Annotated in this window: 18 protein-coding genes; 14 read left to right on the top strand and 4 right to left on the bottom strand. The window is 66.1% G+C overall.

What is annotated here, in order from left to right:
* Positions 1-58 precede the first annotated feature (58 nt).
* A complete protein-coding gene (locus tag ACREXZ_RS25600) occupies positions 59-1618 on the bottom strand; it encodes an MFS transporter (protein ID WP_431766919.1) in 1560 nt (519 codons plus the stop codon).
* 136 nt (positions 1619-1754) lie between these two features.
* Between ACREXZ_RS25600 and ACREXZ_RS25595 the strand changes: the two genes are divergently transcribed.
* Positions 1755-2654 (top strand): LysR family transcriptional regulator, encoded by a 900-nt coding sequence (locus tag ACREXZ_RS25595; RefSeq protein WP_431766918.1) that lies wholly within the window; start codon positions 1755-1757, stop codon positions 2652-2654.
* Between the two features lie 6 nt (positions 2655-2660).
* Here the strand turns inward: ACREXZ_RS25595 and ACREXZ_RS25590 are convergent, their stop codons facing one another.
* Positions 2661-3374, bottom strand: coding sequence for a TetR/AcrR family transcriptional regulator (locus tag ACREXZ_RS25590; RefSeq protein ID WP_431766917.1), 714 nt, complete (start codon positions 3372-3374; stop codon positions 2661-2663).
* 87 nt (positions 3375-3461) lie between these two features.
* On the opposite strand from ACREXZ_RS25590, the gene ACREXZ_RS25585 reads away from it, so the two are divergent.
* Positions 3462-4976 (top strand): MDR family MFS transporter, encoded by a 1515-nt coding sequence (locus tag ACREXZ_RS25585; protein ID WP_431766916.1) that lies wholly within the window; start codon positions 3462-3464, stop codon positions 4974-4976.
* 9 nt (positions 4977-4985) lie between these two features.
* On the opposite strand, the gene ACREXZ_RS25580 is transcribed toward ACREXZ_RS25585, so the two are convergent.
* Positions 4986-6422 (bottom strand): PLP-dependent aminotransferase family protein, encoded by a 1437-nt coding sequence (locus ACREXZ_RS25580; protein ID WP_431766915.1) that lies wholly within the window; start codon positions 6420-6422, stop codon positions 4986-4988.
* A gap of 134 nt (positions 6423-6556) precedes the next feature.
* Here ACREXZ_RS25580 and ACREXZ_RS25575 point away from each other — a divergent pair, with 134 nt between their 5' ends.
* The 9 genes from ACREXZ_RS25575 (at position 6557) to ACREXZ_RS25535 (ending at position 15302) form a co-directional block, all read left to right on the top strand.
* A complete protein-coding gene (locus ACREXZ_RS25575; RefSeq protein WP_431766914.1) occupies positions 6557-7438 on the top strand; it encodes a DMT family transporter in 882 nt (293 codons plus the stop codon).
* A gap of 626 nt (positions 7439-8064) precedes the next feature.
* Positions 8065-8958 carry a sap1 transcriptional regulator SapR gene (gene sapR / locus ACREXZ_RS25570; protein WP_431766913.1) on the top strand — a complete coding sequence of 298 codons (894 nt, stop codon included), beginning with the start codon at positions 8065-8067 and terminating at the stop codon, positions 8956-8958.
* A gap of 31 nt (positions 8959-8989) precedes the next feature.
* Entirely contained in the window at positions 8990-9553 is a 564-nt protein-coding gene (ddpX, locus tag ACREXZ_RS25565; RefSeq protein ID WP_431766912.1) for a D-alanyl-D-alanine dipeptidase, read from the top strand.
* A 42-nt stretch (positions 9554-9595) separates the two neighbouring features.
* A complete protein-coding gene (locus ACREXZ_RS25560; protein WP_431766911.1) occupies positions 9596-11200 on the top strand; it encodes an ABC transporter substrate-binding protein in 1605 nt (534 codons plus the stop codon).
* Positions 11201-11229: 29 nt separating this feature from the next.
* The gene (locus ACREXZ_RS25555; RefSeq protein WP_431766910.1) at positions 11230-12303 is read left to right on the top strand and encodes an ABC transporter permease; all 1074 of its coding nucleotides are present in this window, start codon (positions 11230-11232) and stop codon (positions 12301-12303) included.
* Positions 12304-12309: 6 nt separating this feature from the next.
* The gene (gene nikC / locus ACREXZ_RS25550) at positions 12310-13236 is read left to right on the top strand and encodes a nickel transporter permease (RefSeq protein WP_431766965.1); all 927 of its coding nucleotides are present in this window, start codon (positions 12310-12312) and stop codon (positions 13234-13236) included.
* 1 nt (position 13237) lies between these two features.
* A complete protein-coding gene (locus ACREXZ_RS25545; protein WP_431766909.1) occupies positions 13238-14116 on the top strand; it encodes an ABC transporter ATP-binding protein in 879 nt (292 codons plus the stop codon).
* Entirely contained in the window at positions 14113-14916 is an 804-nt protein-coding gene (locus tag ACREXZ_RS25540; protein WP_431766908.1) for an ABC transporter ATP-binding protein, read from the top strand. Before ACREXZ_RS25545 ends, ACREXZ_RS25540 begins: the two co-directional genes overlap by 4 nt.
* Positions 14917-14978: 62 nt before the next feature.
* The gene (locus ACREXZ_RS25535) at positions 14979-15302 is read left to right on the top strand and encodes a hypothetical protein (protein WP_431766907.1); all 324 of its coding nucleotides are present in this window, start codon (positions 14979-14981) and stop codon (positions 15300-15302) included.
* A 30-nt stretch (positions 15303-15332) separates the two neighbouring features.
* Here the strand turns inward: ACREXZ_RS25535 and ACREXZ_RS25530 are convergent, their stop codons facing one another.
* On the bottom strand, positions 15333-16319 hold the full coding sequence (locus ACREXZ_RS25530) for a quinone oxidoreductase family protein (protein WP_431766906.1): 987 nt from the start codon (positions 16317-16319) through the stop codon (positions 15333-15335).
* A gap of 124 nt (positions 16320-16443) precedes the next feature.
* Between ACREXZ_RS25530 and ACREXZ_RS25525 the strand changes: the two genes are divergently transcribed.
* The 3 genes from ACREXZ_RS25525 to ACREXZ_RS25515 all read left to right on the top strand — a co-directional run bounded on the left by ACREXZ_RS25525 (position 16444) and on the right by ACREXZ_RS25515 (position 19954).
* Positions 16444-17301: a LysR family transcriptional regulator gene (locus tag ACREXZ_RS25525; RefSeq protein WP_431766964.1), complete on the top strand. Its 858-nt coding sequence runs from the start codon at positions 16444-16446 to the stop codon at positions 17299-17301.
* Between the two features lie 58 nt (positions 17302-17359).
* Positions 17360-18208, top strand: a complete 849-nt coding sequence (locus tag ACREXZ_RS25520; RefSeq protein WP_431766905.1) for a MerR family transcriptional regulator — start codon at positions 17360-17362, stop codon at positions 18206-18208.
* 165 nt (positions 18209-18373) lie between these two features.
* Positions 18374-19954 carry a flavin-containing monooxygenase gene (locus ACREXZ_RS25515; RefSeq protein WP_431766904.1) on the top strand — a complete coding sequence of 527 codons (1581 nt, stop codon included), beginning with the start codon at positions 18374-18376 and terminating at the stop codon, positions 19952-19954.
* The last annotated feature ends 35 nt before the right edge of the window (positions 19955-19989 follow it).

The following is a 19989-nucleotide window of genomic DNA, read 5'->3' as shown; positions in this document are numbered from 1 at the left end:
CGCTTTTTTACGGCACGAACTTACAAATCTTTAGGTCTGGGTGTTTTCAGACTGCACGTCAATGCTCGTCGGGCAATGCATTCGCAGGCATGCGCGTCGCGGTCCGCGCATCACTACGCAGGTAGTACAGCGTCGCGAGCGCAGCCAGCACGGTCACGAACGCCAGCCCGTCTGTGAGCGAGCGAAACGCATCGGCGTAGTGCTCGCGTAGTACACCGACCGGCAAGCCAGGCAGACGCGCCGCCGCACCGGCCAGATCGCCGGTGGCAAGTTGCTGTGCGGCGGCGGCAAGACCGTTGTCCGGATTGCTTTCAATACCCAATGTCGAGGCCAGCGCGGCCCGCAGACGCAACCCGACCAGTGCGGCGAGTGCCGCGCTAACCATCGCGAGCGCGAGCCCTTCGCCGGCCACGCGTGTCGTGCTGAAAATACCGGTGGCCATGCCCGCGCGCTCCTTCGGCACGACGCTCACCGACAGACCGTCCATCAAACCCCACGGCAAGCCGGCACCCATTCCGATCACGACCATCGGCAGCAGGATCGCGAACGGCGTATCGGCAGGCACGCGACCAAGCCATACAAGCGCAGCCGCCGATACCAGCAGTCCGCTCGCCGACACCGCACCCGGCGACGCGTGACGCGTGAGCCGCACCGCGAGCAGCGGCACGAACAACATCGGGCCGCACAGCGCCAGCATCATCAGGCCCGCGGCGAACGGCGTGTGCCCATCGATGCCAACGAAGCGGATCGGCAGCAGCACCAGCAGCACGACGAAGCAGTAGCAGGTCGCGATCGGCAGCATCTGCACGCCGATGAAGCGACGGTAGCGGAACAGCGACAGGTCGAGCATCGGATGCGCGGTGCGGCGCTCGATCGCGATAAACGCGACGAGCGCGAACGCCGCCGCCGCGAACAGCGCGCAGATCGCCGGATGCGTCCAGCCGATGGCCGGCGCTTCGAGAATCGCGACCGTGAACAGGCACAGCATCGCCGTGAAGCTGACGATGCCCGGCCAGTCCATCCGCCCCGCTGATGGATTGCGCGTCTCGCGCATCCGCGGCGCCGCAAGCGACAACGCGACGGTACCGAGCACCGCGGTCGACGCGAACACCGCGCGCCAGCCGAACCATTCGATCAGGCCGCCCGCGAGCACCGGCCCGAATGCGAGCCCGACGCCGAACGTCGTGCCGAGCAGGCTGAAGGCGCGCGCCTGCGCACGGCCTTCGAACTCCTGCGCGAGCGCGGCCGATCCGCCCGCCAACGCGCCGGCCGCTGCAATACCCTGAGCACCGCGCAACAGATTGACCCACACGATGCTGGGCGCCGCCGCGAGCAGCAGCGAAAACACCGCGAATGCCGCGATGCCCGACAAAAATACGCGGCGCCGGCCGAACTGGTCGGACAGCGCGCCGGCAGCCATCAGGCAACTGCCGAACGCGAGCATGAACGCGTTGGTGATCCAGTTCAGCGCGACCGGGCCGCCGCCCAGCGCGCGGCCGATCGCAGGCGTCGCGATGGCGCCCGCCGAGAAGCTGAGCGGTAGCACGACGGCCGCGCAGCACACCCCGAGCAGCACCAGCCGGCGTGCCGCCTCGGATCGATCGATCGATGAAGTCATGGCGTTTTTTCCATAAAAGAGTGGCTCGACGCTGGCCAGTCTAATTACGGACATCCAATCGATAAACGACTTCAAAGTACAATTACTACGGAATTAAATTCCTCAATCTGGTTAAAGCTTTCCGCGAGGCAGCGCTATGGAAAATCTCACCGGCATCGTCGCGTTCGTGCATACCGTCGAAGCGCAAAGCTTCGTCGGCGCTGCGCAGCGGCTCGGACTGTCGGCGTCGGCGGTGGGCAAGAGCGTCGCGCGGCTCGAGGCGCATCTCGGCGTGCGGTTGCTGCAGCGGAGCACGCGCCGCGTCAGCGTTACCGACGACGGCGAGCGCTTCTACGAACGTTGCCGTCGTATTCTCGACGCGCTGACCGACGCCGAGACGATGATGCTGCAGGCCAACGCCGCCCCGCGCGGCCGGCTGCGCGTGACACTGCCGACGATCGGCTACCGCTTTCTGTTGCCAGTCGTGCCGGAATTCACCGCGCGTTATCCGGATGTGGAGCTTGAGCTGGATTTCAACGACCGGATCGTCGACGTGATCGAAGGCGGCTTCGACGCGGCGATCCGCAGCGGCGACCTCGCCGATTCGCAGTTGACCGCGCGTCGCCTCGGACCGTTTCGCTTCGTGCTGTGTGCGACGCCCGACTATCTCGAGCGGCGCGGCGTACCGAAAGTCCCCGCCGATCTCGCGAAGCACGCGTGCCTGCGGTTTCGTTTTCCGACCACCGGCAAGCTGCAGGACTGGCACTTCCGCGATCAGCCCGCGAACCTGATGAACATGCTCCCGGTCGCGCTCACCTTTAACAACATGGAAGCGCTGCGCGGCGCGACGGTGCTCAGTCTCGGCATCGGCTACATGCCCGACTTCCTCGTCCGCGACGACCTGCGCAACGGCACGCTGCGCACGGTGCTCGACGCCTGTCTGGAACACGAAGGACAGTTCTCGGTGCTGTGGCCGTCGAGCAAACAGCTGTCGCCGAAGCTGCGCGTGTTCGTCGATTTTCTGACCGAGCGGTTGTTCGCGGACAGCAAAAGGTAATAGCGGCTAGCGCGGCGCAACGCCGTGCGTCAGCAGCGCGACCGCGTGACGCGCGATGTCGTCCGGGCTCAGCGACTTGCGCAATGGATCGTTGCGCCACTTCTTCGACATCGCGAGCGGCACGATCGTCAACCCGAGCACCGATGTGAACACCAGCGAAGGCTCGAGGTCACGGTCGAGCCGCCCTTCCCGCTGCCACTTCCTGATCGCGGCGAGCGCGGCCCGCTGGTGCGCGGTGCCGAAGCGTTCGTGCATGCGCTGCTTCAACAGACCACCTTCGCTGATCACTTCGCGCACCCATAGCGGCGGGAACCACGGATGGCGCGTCGAGACATCGATGAGCCGTTGCGCCAGGTACGCGATCGCCGCGACCGGGTCGTCCGGATGCTCGCGAAACGGACTGCCCAGTTCGGCGCGCAGCGGCACGAAACGCTCGTCGATCAGCACGTCGAGCAACTGGTCGCGGGTCTTGAAGTAGTAATGCACCATCGCCGGCGTGAAGCCAGCCTCGCGGGCGATCTCGCCCAGCGTGGTGTCAAGGATGCCGCGCTGCGCGAACAGCGTCAGCGCGACGTCGAGCAGCCGGGCCCGCTGCTCAGGCCCGCGCGCGCTGCCCGCTGGCCGACCAGGCCGGCGCGCGGGTGCGGGTTCGGGTTTGGATTGTTTCTGTCTGGCGGCGGGCCGTGCGGCGGTCGTGCCGGTCGTGCTTTTCGTGGTCATACCTTCAATCATACGTTCCATTTGACGATCTTCCGATCTTCGAATATATTAATCTCCGTGTTAATTAAATTCAAGACTCATCCTGCCATGAGTGCTGATGCTGCCGTTCCTTCACCCGTGGCCGCTGCCGGCGGCCACGGGCATCCGCCGTTGCGCCTGCTGTTTCCGGCGCTGCTGCTCGTCATGTTGCTCGCCGCGCTCGATCAGACCATCGTGTCGACCGCGCTGCCCACCATCGTCGGCGATCTGGGCGGATTGCAGAACCTGTCGTGGGTCGTCACCGCGTACCTGCTGACGTCGACGATCGTCGTGCCGCTGTACGGCAAGTTCGGCGATCTGTACGGCCGCAAGGTCGTGTTGCAGGCGGCGATCGGCATCTTCCTCGTCGGCTCGGCGCTGTGCGGCGTCGCGCAGAATATGACCCAGCTGATCCTGCTGCGCGCACTGCAGGGACTCGGCGGCGGCGGTCTGCTCGTCATCACGATGGCGGCGATCGCCGACGTCGTGCCGCCCGCCGAACGCGGTCGCTATCAGGGTGTATTCGGTGGCGTGTTCGGTCTCGCGACGGTGATCGGTCCGCTGCTCGGCGGCTTTCTCGTCGAGCATCTGTCGTGGCGCTGGATCTTCTACATCAACGTGCCGCTCGGCGTGGCCGCGCTCGGCGTGATCGGCGCGGTGTTCAAGCCGCACACCGCACACATCAGGCACACGATCGACTACATGGGCGCCGCGTTCCTCGCCACCGCGCTCACCTGCATCATCCTGTTCACGAGCCTCGGCGGCACGACGCTGCCGTGGTCGTCGGCGGAACTGTGGTGCGCGCTCGCGATGGGGCTGATCTCGATCGGTGGCTTCATCTACGAAGAAAGGCTCGCGGTCGAACCGATCATGCCGCTCGCCCTCTTCCGCGAGCGCACGTTCGTGCTGTCGAGCCTGATTGGGTTCATCGTCGGCGTGTCGCTGTTCGGCTCCGTGACGTTCCTGCCGCTGTATCTGCAGGTGGTCAAGGGCTCGACGCCGACGGAGGCCGGCATGCAGCTACTGCCGATGATGGGCGGCATGCTCGCGATGTCGGTGGTCGCCGGTCGTCTGATCAGCCGGATCGGCAAGTACCGGATGTTCCCGATCGTCGGCACGCTGCTCGCCGGCATCGCGATGGCGCTGCTCGCCACGCTGAAGATCGATGCGCCGCTCTCCGTGATGTACGCGTACATGGCGCTGCTCGGCTGCGGGCTCGGCATGGTGATGCAGGTGCTGATCCTCGCGGTGCAGAACAGCGTCGCGCCGCAGCACCTCGGTGTCGGGACATCGGGCGCGACGCTGTTCCGCTCGATCGGCGGCTCGGTCGGCGTGGCCGTGTTCGGCGCCGTGTTCTCGAACGGCCTCACCGCGCGGCTCGAACAGATCATCCCGGCCGGCACCGAACTGCCGCACGCGCTCAGCCCGACGACGATCCATCAGTTGCCCGCCGCGTTGCGTAGCGATTACCTGCAGGCCTTTGCAGGTGCGCTGCACACGGTGTATGTCGTTGCTGCATGCGTGATGGCGCTGGCGTTCGCGCTGTCGTGGCTGCTCGAGGATCACCCGCTGCGCAAGCAGTGACGGCTTGCGTCAGGTGCGCACGCGGGATTTCGCGGCCGCTTCCATCGCGCGCTGCAGCGTGTCGTAGACCTTCGGACGATTGCACTGCGACACGTTGAAACGCAGAAAGCTGCCCGCGCTCTGCGACACGCTGAACACGTTGCCCGGCGCGAACACGACGTTCGCGCCGAGTGCATGGCGCGCGACGTTGGCCGCATCGAGTCCGTCGGGCAGGCCCGCCCACACGAACAGGCCGCCGCGCGGCCGCGTCCATATCTCGACGCCGGCCGCGGTGAGCCGGCGCACGGTCTCACCCATCGCATCGGCGAGCTTTGCACGTAGCGTCTCGAGATGCCGCCGGTACGTGCCGTCCACCAGCAGCCGATGCACGACGCTCGCCGTCAACTGGCCGTTGCCGAACGACGTCGCGAGCTTCAGGTCGACGAGCGGTTCGATCCAGTCGGCCCGTGCGGCGATATAGCCGCAGCGTACGGCCGCCGACAGCGTCTTCGAGAAACTGCCGATCGACACGACCCGCGACAACCCGTCGAACGCCGCCAGACGCGGCGCGAAATCATCTTCGAAGTCAGCAAAGATATCGTCCTCGACGATCAGCAGATCGTGCTCGCCGGCCAGCTTCAGCACACGATGCGCGACCGCGGGCGCGAGCGTCGCACCGGTCGGATTGTGCAGCGCCGAGTTCGTGACGTAGAGCCGCGGCCGATGCTCGACGAGGGCGCGCTCGAAACTCACGAGATCCGGCCCGTTCGGCGTATACGGCACCCCGACGACGCGCACGCGATGCGCACGCAGCAGCGCATGAAAATTGAAGTAGCACGGATCGTCGATCAGCACGGTGTCGCCCGGTTCGAGCAGGAAGCGGCACACGAGATCGAGCGCCTGGGTGCCGCAGTCGGTCAGCACGATCTGTTCGGGCGGCGCTTCAGTGCCGTGCTGCGCGAGACGCCACGCGAGCTGTTGACGCAGCGCCGGCAGACCCGACGGCACCGCGTACTCGGCGAGCGGCGCGGCCGGGTCGCGCGCAATCGCGCGCAACGCGCGGCGCACGCCGTCCTCCGGTAGCCACGATGCGGGCAACCAGCCGCAGCCCGGCTTCAGCGCGTGGTCGTCGGCCTCGAGCGATTGCCGCGTGAGCCACAGCGGATCGACCGCGCGATCGAGCCGCGGTCCGAGATCCGCGAGCGTGAACGGCGGAGCATGCCCCGACACGAAAAACCCCGACCCGCGCCGCGCGACCAGCACGCCTTCGGCAACCAGCCGGTCGTACGCTTCGACCACCGTCGATTTCGATACGCCGAGGCTGCCCGTCATCGTGCGCAGCGACGGCACGCGCGCGCCCGGCATCAGCGAGCGGTTCGCGATCCGCTCGCGCAATGCGTCCATCACCGTGCGCACCCGGGTACCGGAAGCGGTCGCGGTCGCGGTGTCCGGCATGTCTTCCGCCATCTGTACTGCTCCTTCGTAAGTACAGTTCGAATGAATTGTCTTCAAGCGTAGCTTACCTTTTTCGTCGCGACGGCGGATGCTTGCTGTTTCGGTTTCGGCCTCGACAGGCACGACAGGCAAACAGGAACATCTCGATGGACAAGACGACAAACGGCTGGCTAAGCGGATTCCTTGGTGTGCTGATTTTCAGCGGCTCGCTGCCCGCCACGCGGCTGGCCGTGCAAGGGCTCGACCCGCTGTTCCTGACGCTCGCGCGTGCGGCGATCGCCGGCGTACTCGCGCTCGGGCTGCTCGTCGTGTTCCGCGGGAGCCGGCCGATGCGCCGCGATATCGTGCCGCTCTTGATCGTCGCGCTCGGCGTGGTGGTCGGCTTTCCGCTGCTGACCGCGCTCGCGTTGCGTCACATCACGTCGGCGCACGCGATCGTGTTCGTCGGTCTGCTGCCGCTCGCGACGGCAATCTTCGGCGTGCTGCGCGGCGCCGAACGGCCGCAGCCCGCGTTCTGGTTTTTCTCGGCGCTCGGCAGCGCGGCGGTCGTCGCGTTCGCGATCCGCAACGGCGTCAATGCATCGCCCGTCGGCGATGCGCTGATGCTTGCGGCGATCGTCGTCTGCGGCCTCGGTTATGCGGAGGGCGCGCGACTGTCGCGGCATCTCGGTGGCTGGCAGGTTATTTCGTGGGCGCTGGTGCTGTCGCTGCCCGCGATGCTGCCGCTCGCGTGGTGGATGCGGCCCGCGACGCTCGACGGCGTGAGTCACGCGGCGCTGTGGGGCCTCGCGTACGTGTCGCTGTTCAGCATGCTGATCGGCTTCGTGTTCTGGTATCGCGGGCTCGCGCTGGGTGGCATCGCCGGGGTCGGTCAACTGCAATTGCTGCAGCCGTTCTTTGGTCTGCTGCTCGCGTCCCTGCTGCTGCACGAGCCGGTGCCGCCGGCGATGATCGCGGTGACGGTGGCCGTCGTTGCGTGCGTGGCCGGTGCGCGGAGGTTCGCGCGCAGCGTGCCTGTGCGGGGCTGATGACTTGGCGAACCCGGCTAACCACGCAACGCGGGATCGCTTAACATGCGCATGACGCGCACCATCGCGCGTCATGCGCGGCACCTCCTGGACAGTCTCACCTTTCGCGTTTTTTCTGCGCTGTTCAGCTTCACTGCCCGTCTCCTGGACGCGCTCACCTTTCGCTCCGAACTGGCCTCCCAGTTCTCCTGGAACGTCTCACCTTTCGCGCTGAACGCAATCCGAACGACACGCTAGCCGCGCAGCCCAAACCGGCCGCAACGCCTGGCCGGATGGGCCTCGCGCCGTTTTGGCTGCATCACGTGCTCTCCTGGATCGTCTCACCGCACGCGTGCCGCAGCGATCGCGCGAACTCCACCTCCTGGGAACGCTCACCTTTACCGCTCCGGATGCGTTGTGCGGACCGCTCACGCGCGGCTCCTGGACAGTCTCACCTTTCGTGCCGGTCGACGAACGCGTGCGCTTCGTGATGCGGTATGTCGCGCGCTGGCGCCACGCTGAACAAGACCAAAACTATTGATTCCGCATACTTAATTGAATCTTTAAGCTGGCGCTGAATTTATTGGCTCTGTTAGATGCATGACATCTCAAAACGAAATGACAACCGGATAACCAGCCACCCCGTCATGTCGACCGCATTCGCCCAGACCGTCGAAGCCCGTTTTGCCGCGTTGACGCCGACCTCGAAGCGCATCGCGAGCTACATGCTCGCGAACGTCGACCGCCTCGGGCTCGAGACGGCCGGCCAGATCGCGCAGCAGACGGGCACCAGTGGCATTTCGGTCGGGCGCTTTCTGCGCAGCGTCGGCTACCGCAATCTCGACGACCTGAAGCGCGAACTGCGCGGCGCGCAGCAGCGCCCGTGGATGATCACCGACCGGCTCGACGAGTACCGCCGCCTCTCCACACAACTCGGCACGGCAAGCACACCCGGCCCCTTCCGCGACGCCGCGCTCGCGCACTCACTCGATCTCGAACTCGACGCGACCCGTCACGTGTACCAGCTCGCGCAGTCGCCGATGTTCGCGCAGGTCGCCGAACGCATCGCGACGGCCGACGCGGTCTACATCCTCGGCATCCAGTCGACCCGCGGCATCGGCAACGCGTTCCACAGCTACCTCGAATACATCCGGCCGCGCGTGTTCTACTCCGACGGCATGTCGGGCTCGTACGTCGACTCGCTGAACTCCGGGTTCGACGCGCCGTACCTCGTCGTCACCGACACGCGCGCGTATTCGCGCATCGCACGGCACTACTGCGAAGCGGCGTCGCGCCGCGATTTGCCGTTCGCGCTCGTGACCGATCTCTACTGCCCGTGGGCACGCGAATTCCCGTGCGACCTGCTGCAGGTGAAAACCGACGTCGGCCAGTTCTGGGATTCGCTCGCGCCGTTCACGTGTCTGTTCAACCTGCTGATCACCACGATCGTCGAGCGGCTCGGTCCAACGATCGATGGACGCATCGCGCGCAACCGCGAGTTGCAGGGCGAACTGAAGCAGTTCGATCTCGGCCCGCTTTAGCACAGCTCCCAAAAACTCCGATTACTTTTCCATGACCGCTTCCCGACTGATCGAAATCACTTCCGCGAACCACGGCGCCGACCTCGACCTCGTCTACGCGACGCCGCACAACTTCACCGGCAAGCCGATCTACAAGGCGGCGCACTGTCTGCTGCTCGAACCGGCCGAAGCCTGCCTGCGCAAAGCGGTCGCCATCGCGCGGCAGACCGGCATGACGCTGCGCATCTTCGACGCGTACCGGCCGCCGCAGGCGCAACAAGTCTTGTGGGACTTCCTGCCCGACCCGACCTATGTCGCCGATCTCGTGCGAGGCTCGAATCACAGCCGCGGCACCGCGCTCGATCTGACGCTCGTCGATGCATCGGGCCGCGCGCTCGACATGGGCACTGCCTTCGACGCGATGACGATCGAATCCGAACACTTTCACCCCGGGCTGCCCGAGGCGGTGCAGCGCAATCGCCTGCTGCTGCTCGGCGTGATGCACGCGGCCGGCTTCACGCACATCAAGAGCGAGTGGTGGCACTACGAACTGCCGGGCTCGCTCGCGCTGCCGCTCATCGACAACAGCGAAAGCGGGCCGCTGCGGCTGATGTAGCCGCAGCGATCAAACGGTTTTCATCATCCTCACGGAGCCAGCATGAAACGGGTATTGCGCACTGCACTGACCGCCGCGGCGGTCGCATCGGTTCTCGCGCTGTCGGCGACGGGCGGTCCGGCCCGCGCCGCGACGCCGAAAGACATCTTCGTGATGGCAACGCTGCTCGACGAATTCACGTCGCTCGATCCCGGCGAAGTCTACGAACTGGTGCCCGAGGAATACGTCGCGAACACCTACGACCGGCTCGTGCGCGTCGATCTGCGCGACCCGTCGAAATTCAACGGCGACGTCGCGCAGTCGTGGAGCGTGAGCCCCGATGGCCTCACGTTCACGTTCCACCTCCGCCCCGGCCTGAAGTTCCACTCGGGCAATCCGCTGAGCGCGGAGGACGTCGCGTGGTCGATCCAGCGCGCCGTGCTGCTCGACAAGGGACCGGCCGCGGTATTGCAGGGCATTGGCCTCACGAAGGACAACGTACTGCAGCGTGTGAAGAAGGTCGACGACACGACCATCACCGTGCAGACCGACCAGAAGTACGCGCCGACCTTCGTGCTCAACATCCTCGGTTCGTGGCCCGCGTCAGTGCTGGACGAGAAGCTGCTGATGTCGCACCAGAAGGACAACGACTTCGGCAACGGGTGGCTGAAGACCAACGAGGCGGGTTCGGGCGCGTACAAGCTCGTCAAGTGGACCGCAAACGACAGCATCGTGCTGCAGCGTTTCGACGGATACCGTCTGCCGCTCGCGATGAAGCGCATCGTGCTGCGTCATGTACCTGAAGCAGCGAGCCAGCGTCTGCTGATCGAGAACGGCGACGCCGACGCCGCGCGCAATCTGAGCCCCGACGACCTCGCCGCGCTGACGAAGAGCGGCAAGATCCGCGTCACCGCAGTACCGCAGGCGACGCTGATGTACCTCGGCCTGAACGTGAAAAACCCGAATCTCGCGAAACCCGAAGTGCAGCAGGCGTTGAAGTGGCTGGTCGACTACAGGGGTATTCAGCAAAACGTCGTGAAGACGACCTACAAAGTGCACGAGACCTTCCTGCCCGAAGGCTTTCTCGGCGCGCTGAATACGAACCCGTACCAGCAGGACGTCGCGAAGGCGAAGGCGCTGCTCGCGAAAGCAGGCCTCGCGGGCGGTTTCACCGTGAAGATGGACGTGCGCAACGACTACCCATACAACGAAATCGCGCAGGCGGTACAGGCCAACTTCGCGTTGGCCGGCATCAAGGTCGAGATCATTCCGGGCGACAACAAGCAGACGCTCGCGAAATATCGCGCGCGCCAGCACGACATCTACATCGGCGAATGGTCGGCGGATTACATCGATCCGCACAGCAACGCGCAGGGCTTCGCCTGGAATCCGGACAACTCGGATAAGTCGAGCTACAAGATGCTCGCGTGGCGCAACGCGTGGGACATTCCGCAGCTGACCCGAGAAACGAACGAGGCACTCGCCGAGTCGTCGACGGACAAACGCGCACAACTGTACCAGGCGATGCAGAAGGAAATGCTCGCGCAGTCGCCGTTCGTGATCATGTTCCAGCAGGTTGCGCAGGTAGCCGTGCGGCCCGGCGTCACGGGCCTCGAGGTCGGACCGATCAACGACCTCGTGTCGTATCGCGATCTGAAGAAGCAGTAGCCTCGCCCCTCTGAAACCCAGGGAACGCCATGTCGACTCCCCTTCCCGCGGCCAGCCCCGTCCGCGGCGTCTCCGCGCGACGCGCGGGCGTCGTGCGCTGGACACTGCGCATCCTTCGCTGGGTCGCGACGCTCGCCGTCACGTTCCTGGGGCTGCTCGCGGTAACGTTCGTGATCGGCCGCAAGATTCCGCTCGATCCGGTGCTCGCGGTGCTCGGCGATCGCGCGTCCGCGCAGGCGTACGCCGCGACACGGCTCGAACTCGGACTCGACCGGCCGCTCGCGGTGCAGTTCCTGATCTACATGCGCGACGTGCTGCACGGCAATTTCGGCATGTCGCTGCTGACCGCGCATCCGGTCATCGACGACATCCGCCGCGTGTTCCCCGCGACGCTCGAACTCGCAACGCTGTCGACGCTGCTCGGCGTGATCGTCGGTGTGCCGCTCGGTGTGCTGGCCGCGGTCCGGCACAACCGCTGGATCGATCACGTCGCGCGCTTCGTCGGGCTGATCGGCAGTTCGGTGCCGGTGTTCTGGCTCGGGCTGATGGGTCTGCTGCTGTTCTACGCGAAGCTGCACTGGGTATCGGGACCGGGCCGCATCGATCCGCTGTACGACGGCATGGTCGACACGCGCACCGGCAGCCTGCTGATCGACGCGGCGCTCGCCGGCGAATGGGACGTGTTCGTCAACGCGCTGTCGCACATCGCGCTGCCCGCGGCGATTCTCGGCTACTACTCGGTCGCGTACCTGAGCCGGATGACGCGCTCGTTCATGCTCGACCAGTTGAGCGAGGAATACATCACGACCGCGCGCGCGAAGGGCTTGCCCGAACGCCGCGTGATCTGGCGGCACGCGTTCGGCAACATCGCCGTGCCGCTGCTAACCGTGATCGCGCTCACGTACAGCTATCTGCTCGAAGGATCCGTGCTGACCGAGATCGTATTCGCGTGGCCTGGCATCGGCTCGTATCTGACCGGCGCGCTGCTGAACGCCGACATGAACGCGGTACTCGGCAGCACGCTCGTGATCGGCGCGACGTTCATCGCGCTCAACCTGCTGACCGACGCGCTATACCGCGTGTTCGATCCGCGCGCCCGTTGATCGATGATGACCAGCCCGATTGCCACGAAGAACACCCGCCTCGTCGACTGGCTGCAAAGCGACTCACCCGCGTCGCGTCGCCAGGCCGCACTCGGGCTCGCATGGAGGCGCTGGCGACGGTTCGCGCGCAACCCGCTATCGATGTTCGGCTTCGCGATCCTCGCGCTGCTGATCGTCGTCGCGGCGATCGGTCCGCTAATCGCACCGCATGATCCATTGCAGCAGGTGCTCTCCGACCGTCTGTTGCCGCCCGGTTCGCCATCGCACTGGCTCGGCACCGACCAGCTCGGCCGCGACATTCTGTCGCGGCTCATCTACGGATCGCGGCTCACGCTGTCCATCGCGATTCTCGTCGCAATCGTGGTCGTGCCGATCGGCCTTGCAGTCGGCACGACGGCAGGCTTCTTCGGCGGTTGGGTCGACACCGTGCTGATGCGCATCACCGACATCGCACTCGCGTTTCCGAAGATCGTCCTCGCGCTCGCGTTCGCCGCCGCGCTCGGACCCGGCGTGATCAACGCGGTGATCGCGATTTCGATCACCGCGTGGCCAGCCTATGCGCGGCTCTCGCGCGCCGAAACGCTGCGCCTCGCGCATGCCGATTTCATTCACGTCGCGCGACTGCAAGGCGCGTCGCGCGCACGCATCCTGCTGCGCTACATCGTGCCGCTGTGCATGTCGTCGGTGATCGTGCGCGCGACGCTCGACATGGCTGGCATCATTTTGACCGTCGCGGGGCTGGGTTTTCTCGGCCTCGGCGCGCAGCCGCCCAGTCCCGAATGGGGCTTCATGGTCGCGTCGGGCCGCGGCGTGCTGCTCGACGCGTGGTGGGCATCGACCGTTCCCGGCTTCGCGATCCTGCTCGTGAGTCTCGCGTTCAACCTGCTCGGCGACGGTCTGCGCGACGTCTTCGATCCGCGGCACGGGGATTGATATGGAAACTTCAACCTCTATGCCGCTCTGCGAGATCGACGATCTGCGGATCGGCTTTCGGACTCACGACGGCACACTCGCACCGGCCGTGCGCGGTCTCTCGCTAACGCTCGGCCACGGCGAACGGCTCGGCATCGTCGGCGAATCGGGTTCGGGCAAATCGCTGACCGGACGCGCGCTGCTCGGTCTGCTGCCGCCCGCCGCACAATGGTGCGCGGGCCGGATGGTGTTCGACGGCGAGGACCTGCTCGCGCTGTCCGCACGACGACGCCGCAAGCTGTGCGGCGCGCAGATGGGCATGATCCTGCAGGACCCGAAATACTCGCTGAATCCGGTAATGACCGTCGCGCAGCAGATGCGCGAGGCGTTCGCGCTGCGCGAACCGTCGCTCGGCAGGAAAGCGATGCGCGAGAAGATCGTCGCGGCGCTCGAGGCGGTACACATCCGTCATCCGGAGCGGGTTGCCGATGCCTACCCGCACGAACTGTCGGGCGGCATGGGACAGCGCGTGATGATCGCGATGATGGTCTCGTCGGGGCCGCGTCTGCTGGTCGCCGACGAACCGACCTCCGCGCTCGACGTACTCGTGTCGATGCAGGTGCTCGCGGTGCTCGACGAGATGATCGGCCGGCACGGTACCGGGCTCATCTTCATCAGCCACGACCTGCCGCTCGTGATGTCGTTCTGCGACCGCGTCGTCGTGATGTACGCGGGGCGCGTGGTCGAAACCTGCGCGGCGCGCGACCTCGTGCACGCGCAGCATCCGTACACGCGCGGGCTGCTGGCTGCGAATCCGCCGCTCATGTCACCGCCGGACGAACTGCCGGTACTGCAACGCGACCCGGCATGGCTTGAACCTCTTGAAGGTGCTACACGATGATCGACGTCGAACACGCCACTGTGCGCTTTCGCACGCCGACCGGCTGGGCCGACGCGGTGCGCGACGCGAGCTTCCAGGTCGCGGACGGCGAAGCGTTCGGACTCGTCGGCGAATCGGGGTCGGGCAAGACGACGATCCTGCGTGCGCTGACGGGACTGGTGCCGCTCGCCGAGGGCCGTATGCGGATCGGTACACATGAACGTAGCGAACGCGACGCACAGGGAACGGCGCACCCGCCGGGCCACGACGTGCGGATGGTGTTTCAGGATCCGTACGGCTCGCTGCATCCGCGCTTCACCGTCGATCAGACGCTGCGCGAACCGCTGTCGATCGCGGGCATCCAGAACGGCGACGCGCGCATTGCAGACGCGTTGCGCGAGGTCGGGCTCGGGCCGGCGTTCCGCTTCCGCTATCCGCATCAACTATCAGGAGGCCAGCGACAGCGCGTCGCGATCGCCCGCGCGCTGATCGTCGAGCCGCGCGTGCTGCTGCTCGACGAACCGACGTCCGCGCTCGACGTTTCCGTGCAGGCCGAGATCCTCAACCTGCTGCGCAAGCTGCATCGCGAGCGTGGGCTGACGATGGTGCTCGTCAGCCACAACCTCGCGGTCACCGGCTTTCTGTGTCAGCGGGTCGCAGTGATGCGCAACGGCGAGATCGTCGAGCAACTCGATATCGATGCGGTGCGTGCGCAGCGCGTGTCGCACGACTACACGCGCAGCCTGCTGCTCGCGACCGGCGGTTACCGGCGCGCCGCCGCGCAAGCGATCGGCGTCGACGTGGATGCCGGTATTGCGTGACACGGAATCGGGCGGCGATTGCGGTACGGTATCCTGCACGTCTTTGTCGAACAGGAGCACCCGTGAAGCTTTCGCCTTATCTTTCGCGCTACCTTGCACTGGCAGTATTCGCGTTGTCGACAGTCCCGCTCGTCACACACGCGCAAACCTCGCAGACCTACCGCTTCGGCGAAGGACAATCGACGCTGCAGCCAGTGCCGAAGTCCGCGCCGCAGCCTGCACCACAATCCGCACCGCAGCCCGCACAGGCACAGCAGGCGCCGCAGGCTCAACCGCCGCAAAAAGCCGCGAAGCCCGCGAAGCGCCACGCAAGGCAGCGGGTGAAGAAGCATCGCCGGCACGTTACGCGCCGGTTGCCCGAACAGAGCCTGTACTCGCATCCGTGATACGCGGGTAGAGTGATACGCAAGCGCGGCTCACGGAATCAGGATCACGGAGCCGGTCGTCTCGCCCTGCTCCATCCGCCGATGCGCGTCTGCCGCGCGTTCGAGCGGCAGACGCTTGCCGATCTCGACGCGTAGTCCCTGCGCGACGCGCCCGAGTGCCTGCTGCGCCGCGTGCCGATACTGCACCGTGTCACGCATCAGACCGAGCACGCTGGGTCGCGCGAGTGCAATCGAGCGCGCGGGGCCGAGTTCGTCGAGCGATATCGGGCCGGCATCGCCCGCGACCGCGCCGATGCTCGCGACCATCCCGAACGGCTTCACCGCGCCGAGCGTGCGATGCAACGTGTCGCCGCCGATGCCGTCCACCGCGTAATCAACGCCCGCGCCACCGCCGAACGCGCGGGCCGCCTCGACAAAATCCTCTTCGCGATACAGCACCGCTTCATCGAGACCATGAGCGCGGGCGAGCGCGGCCTTGTCGCGCGAGCCGACAGTGCCGATCACCCGCGCGCCGAGCACCTTCGCCCACTGCACGAGAATCAGCCCGAGACCGCCGGCAGCCGCGTGCACGAGCAGCGTGTCGCCGGGCTTCAGTTCGCGCACGCGATGCAGCAGCATCCACGCGGTCGCGCCGCGCACGAGCGCCGCCGCGGCCGTATCGTCGGACACGCCGTCGGGCACCGGCACCACGCGTTCGGCCGGCAGGTTGCGCCGGTTCGTATAGCTGCCCGGTGGCATTCCGCCGTACGCGACCCGATCGCCGACCTGCACACCGTCGACCCCATCGCCCAATGCCTCGACGACACCCGCCGCCTCCACGCCGAGCACCGCCGGCAACTGCGGCAGACGATGCCGTCCCGAACGAAAATAGATGTCGACGAAATTCACACCCACCGCCGTCTGCCGTATCTGCACTTCACCGGCGGCAGGCAGCGGCACCGGATGCGCGAACTGCCGTAGCACGCCTGCGTCGCCATAGGTCTCGATACCGATCTGATACGCGTCCCGCTGTCCCATTGCTTCGCTCCTTCGATTGACGTGGAGCGATCATAGGCTTCGTGCATAATCGATTGGAATTCCAGATAAATCGTCAGGTACTGTGCAAAATTCAACAGATAGCCCGAAGCCGGCTGCGTCCGGGCTGCAGTGGGACGACATCCGCTATTTCCTCGCCGCGGCACGGGGCGGCAGTCTGTCGGCGGCCGCGCGAACGCTGGGCGTTCAGCATTCGACGGTCGCGCGGCGCATCGACGCGATGGAGCAGACGCTCGGCGTGCGGCTCTTCGACCGGCTGCCGCGAGGCTGGCCGCTGACCGAAGAAGGCGAACGGCTCATCGAGCGTGCGGCACGGATCGAGGAGGAAGCGCAGGCGTTCGAGCGAGCGTCGCGCGGCGCGTCCGCGCTGCATGGCACCGTGCGGCTGTCGCTGCCGCCGGTCTTCGGCAGCCACTTCCTCGTGCCGCGACTCGCGGCGATGCGTCGCGCATGGCCGGGCGTCCAGCTCGACATCGTCGGCGAATCGCGCGTAGCGAATCTGTTCCGGCGTGAAGCGGATCTTGCGGTGCGGCTCACACGTCCGCACGAACCGGGGCTCGCGTCGCGGCGTCTCGGCACGATCCGCTTCGCATTGCGCGCGACCCCCGAGTGGCTCACCCGGCCCCCTTCAGAGTGGATGTTCGTCGGCTACAACGAAGTGCTCGCCGACGCTCCGCAGCAGCAACGGCTCGTGCAGTTCGCAGGCGACCGGCCGTTCGCGCTGGTCGCGAACGACCTCGTGTCGATCTATCGGGCATGCCGTGCCGGAGCAGGAATCGGCCTGCTGCCGGGCTTCATCGCGAACGGCGACGACGCACTGACGGTGCTCGACTCCGATCCGCCCTGCGATGTCGAGCGCGAGATCTGGCTCGTCGTGCATCCGGATGTGCGCCGCTCGCCGCGTGTGCAGACCGTCGCCGATGCGATCGCGCAGGCCGTGCACGAGGCGGGCCAGACGCTATAGACGCGCTTTGTTGCGTGCTGTGCTGTTGTCCACGTGTCTCGCACGGTAAGATCTCAGCATGGCCAAAACGTCCCTTCCCGTCGAGCAACCCCTCGCGGCACCGCGCAACGAGTACACCGTCGATGAACTCGCGCGCGTGAGCGACACCACTGTCCGCAACGTGCGCGCGTATCAGGACCGCGGTCTGCTGGCGCCGCCGGAAAAACGCGGCCGCGTCGGCGTCTACGACGACACGCACGTGTCGCGTCTCAAGCTGATCAATCACCTGCTCGCGCGCGGCTACACGCTCGCGAACATTCAGGATCTGATCAAGGCCATCGACGAAGGCCACGATCTGCGTTCGATCCTCGGGCTCGAAACGGCGATCGGCAGCCGCTGGTCGCGCGAGCGTCCGAAGAAATACTCGCTGCTCGAACTCGTGCAACTGTTCGGCGGCAAGGCGTCGCCGGCCGTGCTCGCGAAGGCCGTCGAACTCGGGCTGCTCGAACGCGAAGGACTGTCGTTCGTCGCGCGCAGTCCGGCCACGCTGAACGCGGGCGCGACGATGGCGCGCGAAGGCGTGCCGACCGCCGACCTGCTCGAAGCGATGCGCGAATCGCGCCCTCACTTCAACGCGATCGCCAAGACGATGGTCGATCTGGTCGTCCGGCAGCTCGACCGTTACGAAGACGGCGCGCTGCCGCCAGCCGCCGACGTGCCCGCGCTGGTCGAAGCAATCTGGCACATCCGGCCGCTCAGCATGGTGCTGGTCGAAACCGAGATGAACCGTGCACTGGAAGAAGCGTCCGGCGACTACCTCGGCGACCGCGTCGCCGGCATCATGGAAAAGCTTGGCCATCCGCACTCCCCTCTCCCCGGCGAACCCGACGAACCCGGCGCATCGCCCGGCAAGGGCAAGAAAAAGTAACCCCAAGTCACCCGGCCGCCGCTCTCGCCCCGCCGGGCAAGGCTCTCCGCCTTCCTTCCCCCATAGAGTCAGCCGTCTAAACCGCCTCTTGCGCCGGGCGGCCTTCGCCTTTATCGTTACATCATTCAATGTAACAGTTATGAGTGGATAAAGGAGACAGACCGGATGAATGCGCGAACGATGCCTCCGGACGACGCCGCGTCCATCGATACCGACATCGCGATCATCGGCTCCGGCTTCGCGGGTCTCGGGATGGCGATCCGGCTGCGCCAGGGCGGCCAGACCGACTTCATGATCGCCGAGAAGGCCGAATCGGTCGGCGGCACGTGGCGCGACAATCACTATCCGGGCTGCGCATGCGATGTGCAGTCGCACGTCTACTCGTTCTCGTATGCCCCGAATCCGCGCTGGACGCGGATGTTCGCGCGGCAACCGGAAATCCGCTCGTATCTCGAGGAATGTACCGACCGCTTCGGCGTGCGGCGTCATCTGCGTTTCGGGCATGAGCTTGTCAGCGCGGTCTACGACGAAACGCGGCATCGCTGGCAGCTCGCGTTCGCGAACGGCCAGCAGTGGTCGGCGCGCGTGCTGGTGTCGGGCATGGGTGGCCTGTCGCGTGCGGCGGTGCCGAACATTCCCGGCCTCGACACGTTCGAGGGCAAGATCTTCCATTCGCAACAGTGGGATCACGCGTATCCGCTCGAAGGCAAGCGGGTCGCGGTGATCGGCACCGGCGCGAGCGCCATCCAGTTCGTCCCGCAGATCGCCCCGCGCGTCGCGCAGCTCGAACTGTTCCAGCGCACGCCGCCGTGGATCATGCCGAAGGCCGACCGCGCGATAAAACCGCTCGAGCAGTGGCTGTTCAGGAATCTGCCGTTCACACAGAAGATCATGCGCTCGGGTCTCTACTGGATGCTCGAATCGCGTGCGCTCGGTTTTGCCGTGCATCCGTCGCTGATGAAGGCCGTGCAGAAAATCGCCGAGCGGCATCTGCGCCGCCAGGTGCCCGACCCGCAGCTGCGCGCGACGCTCACGCCCGACTACACGATAGGCTGCAAGCGCGTGCTGATCTCGAACGACTACTTCCCGGCACTGTCGCGTGCGAACGTATCGGTCGAGACGACTGGCATCGAGCGGATCGAGCGCGACGCGGTGGTCACCGCCGACGGCGTACGCCATCCGGTCGACTGCGTGATCTTCGGCACTGGCTTCCAGGTCGCCGATCCGTTCCCGCGCGGCGTCGTGCGAGGACGTGGTGGCGTCGATATCGTCGATACGTGGCGCGACGGCGCGCACGCTTATCTCGGCACGACACTGCCAGGTTATCCGAACTTCTTCATGATCGTCGGCCCGAACACCGGTCTCGGTCACAACTCGATGGTGTACATGATCGAGTCGCAGGTGGAGTACATCCTGCGCGCGCTGAACACGATGCGCAGCGAACGCGCTGCAGCGATCGAAGTGCGGCCGCAGGTCGAGCGCGCGTACAACGAGCGCATCCAGCAGCAGCTCGGTCGCGCGATCTGGTCGACGGGTGGTTGCAAGAGCTGGTATCTCGATCCGAACACCGGCAAGAACACGACGCTGTGGCCAGGCTTCACGTGGCGCTTCCGCCAGGCCACCGGCACGTTCAGCATGGACGATTACTTCGCGTACGCGCCGACTGCGCAACCCACTGCACTGCCCGTCCACGCGACGGCATCGGTTCACGGCAGCGCCGCGACTGCGTCGGCCGAAGCGACCTGACCCACACATATAACGACAAGGCATTCAGGGAGAGA

The sequence above is a fragment of the Paraburkholderia sp. genome, assembly GCF_050742655.1.
Lineage (GTDB): Bacteria > Pseudomonadota > Gammaproteobacteria > Burkholderiales > Burkholderiaceae > Paraburkholderia.
This window is presented reverse-complemented; position numbering and strand designations above follow the sequence as displayed.

Bases quoted from the DNA above. Each gene is read 5' to 3' on its own strand.
- nikC (WP_431766965.1), top strand. From the start codon at position 12,310: ATGACCAGCCCGATTGCCACGAAGAACACCCGCCTCGTCGACTGGCTG.
- ACREXZ_RS25575 (WP_431766914.1), top strand. From the start codon at position 6,557: ATGGACAAGACGACAAACGGCTGGCTAAGCGGATTCCTTGGTGTGCTG.
- ddpX (WP_431766912.1), top strand. From the start codon at position 8,990: ATGACCGCTTCCCGACTGATCGAAATCACTTCCGCGAACCACGGCGCC.
- ACREXZ_RS25515 (WP_431766904.1), top strand. From the start codon at position 18,374: ATGAATGCGCGAACGATGCCTCCGGACGACGCCGCGTCCATCGATACC.
- ACREXZ_RS25530 (WP_431766906.1), bottom strand. From the start codon at position 16,319: ATGGGACAGCGGGACGCGTATCAGATCGGTATCGAGACCTATGGCGAC.
- ACREXZ_RS25595 (WP_431766918.1), top strand. From the start codon at position 1,755: ATGGAAAATCTCACCGGCATCGTCGCGTTCGTGCATACCGTCGAAGCG.
- sapR (WP_431766913.1), top strand. From the start codon at position 8,065: ATGTCGACCGCATTCGCCCAGACCGTCGAAGCCCGTTTTGCCGCGTTG.
- ACREXZ_RS25600 (WP_431766919.1), bottom strand. From the start codon at position 1,618: ATGACTTCATCGATCGATCGATCCGAGGCGGCACGCCGGCTGGTGCTG.
- ACREXZ_RS25555 (WP_431766910.1), top strand. From the start codon at position 11,230: ATGTCGACTCCCCTTCCCGCGGCCAGCCCCGTCCGCGGCGTCTCCGCG.
- ACREXZ_RS25520 (WP_431766905.1), top strand. From the start codon at position 17,360: ATGGCCAAAACGTCCCTTCCCGTCGAGCAACCCCTCGCGGCACCGCGC.
- ACREXZ_RS25560 (WP_431766911.1), top strand. From the start codon at position 9,596: ATGAAACGGGTATTGCGCACTGCACTGACCGCCGCGGCGGTCGCATCG.
- ACREXZ_RS25590 (WP_431766917.1), bottom strand. From the start codon at position 3,374: ATGACCACGAAAAGCACGACCGGCACGACCGCCGCACGGCCCGCCGCC.
- ACREXZ_RS25540 (WP_431766908.1), top strand. From the start codon at position 14,113: ATGATCGACGTCGAACACGCCACTGTGCGCTTTCGCACGCCGACCGGC.
- ACREXZ_RS25580 (WP_431766915.1), bottom strand. From the start codon at position 6,422: ATGGCGGAAGACATGCCGGACACCGCGACCGCGACCGCTTCCGGTACC.
- ACREXZ_RS25545 (WP_431766909.1), top strand. From the start codon at position 13,238: ATGGAAACTTCAACCTCTATGCCGCTCTGCGAGATCGACGATCTGCGG.
- ACREXZ_RS25585 (WP_431766916.1), top strand. From the start codon at position 3,462: ATGAGTGCTGATGCTGCCGTTCCTTCACCCGTGGCCGCTGCCGGCGGC.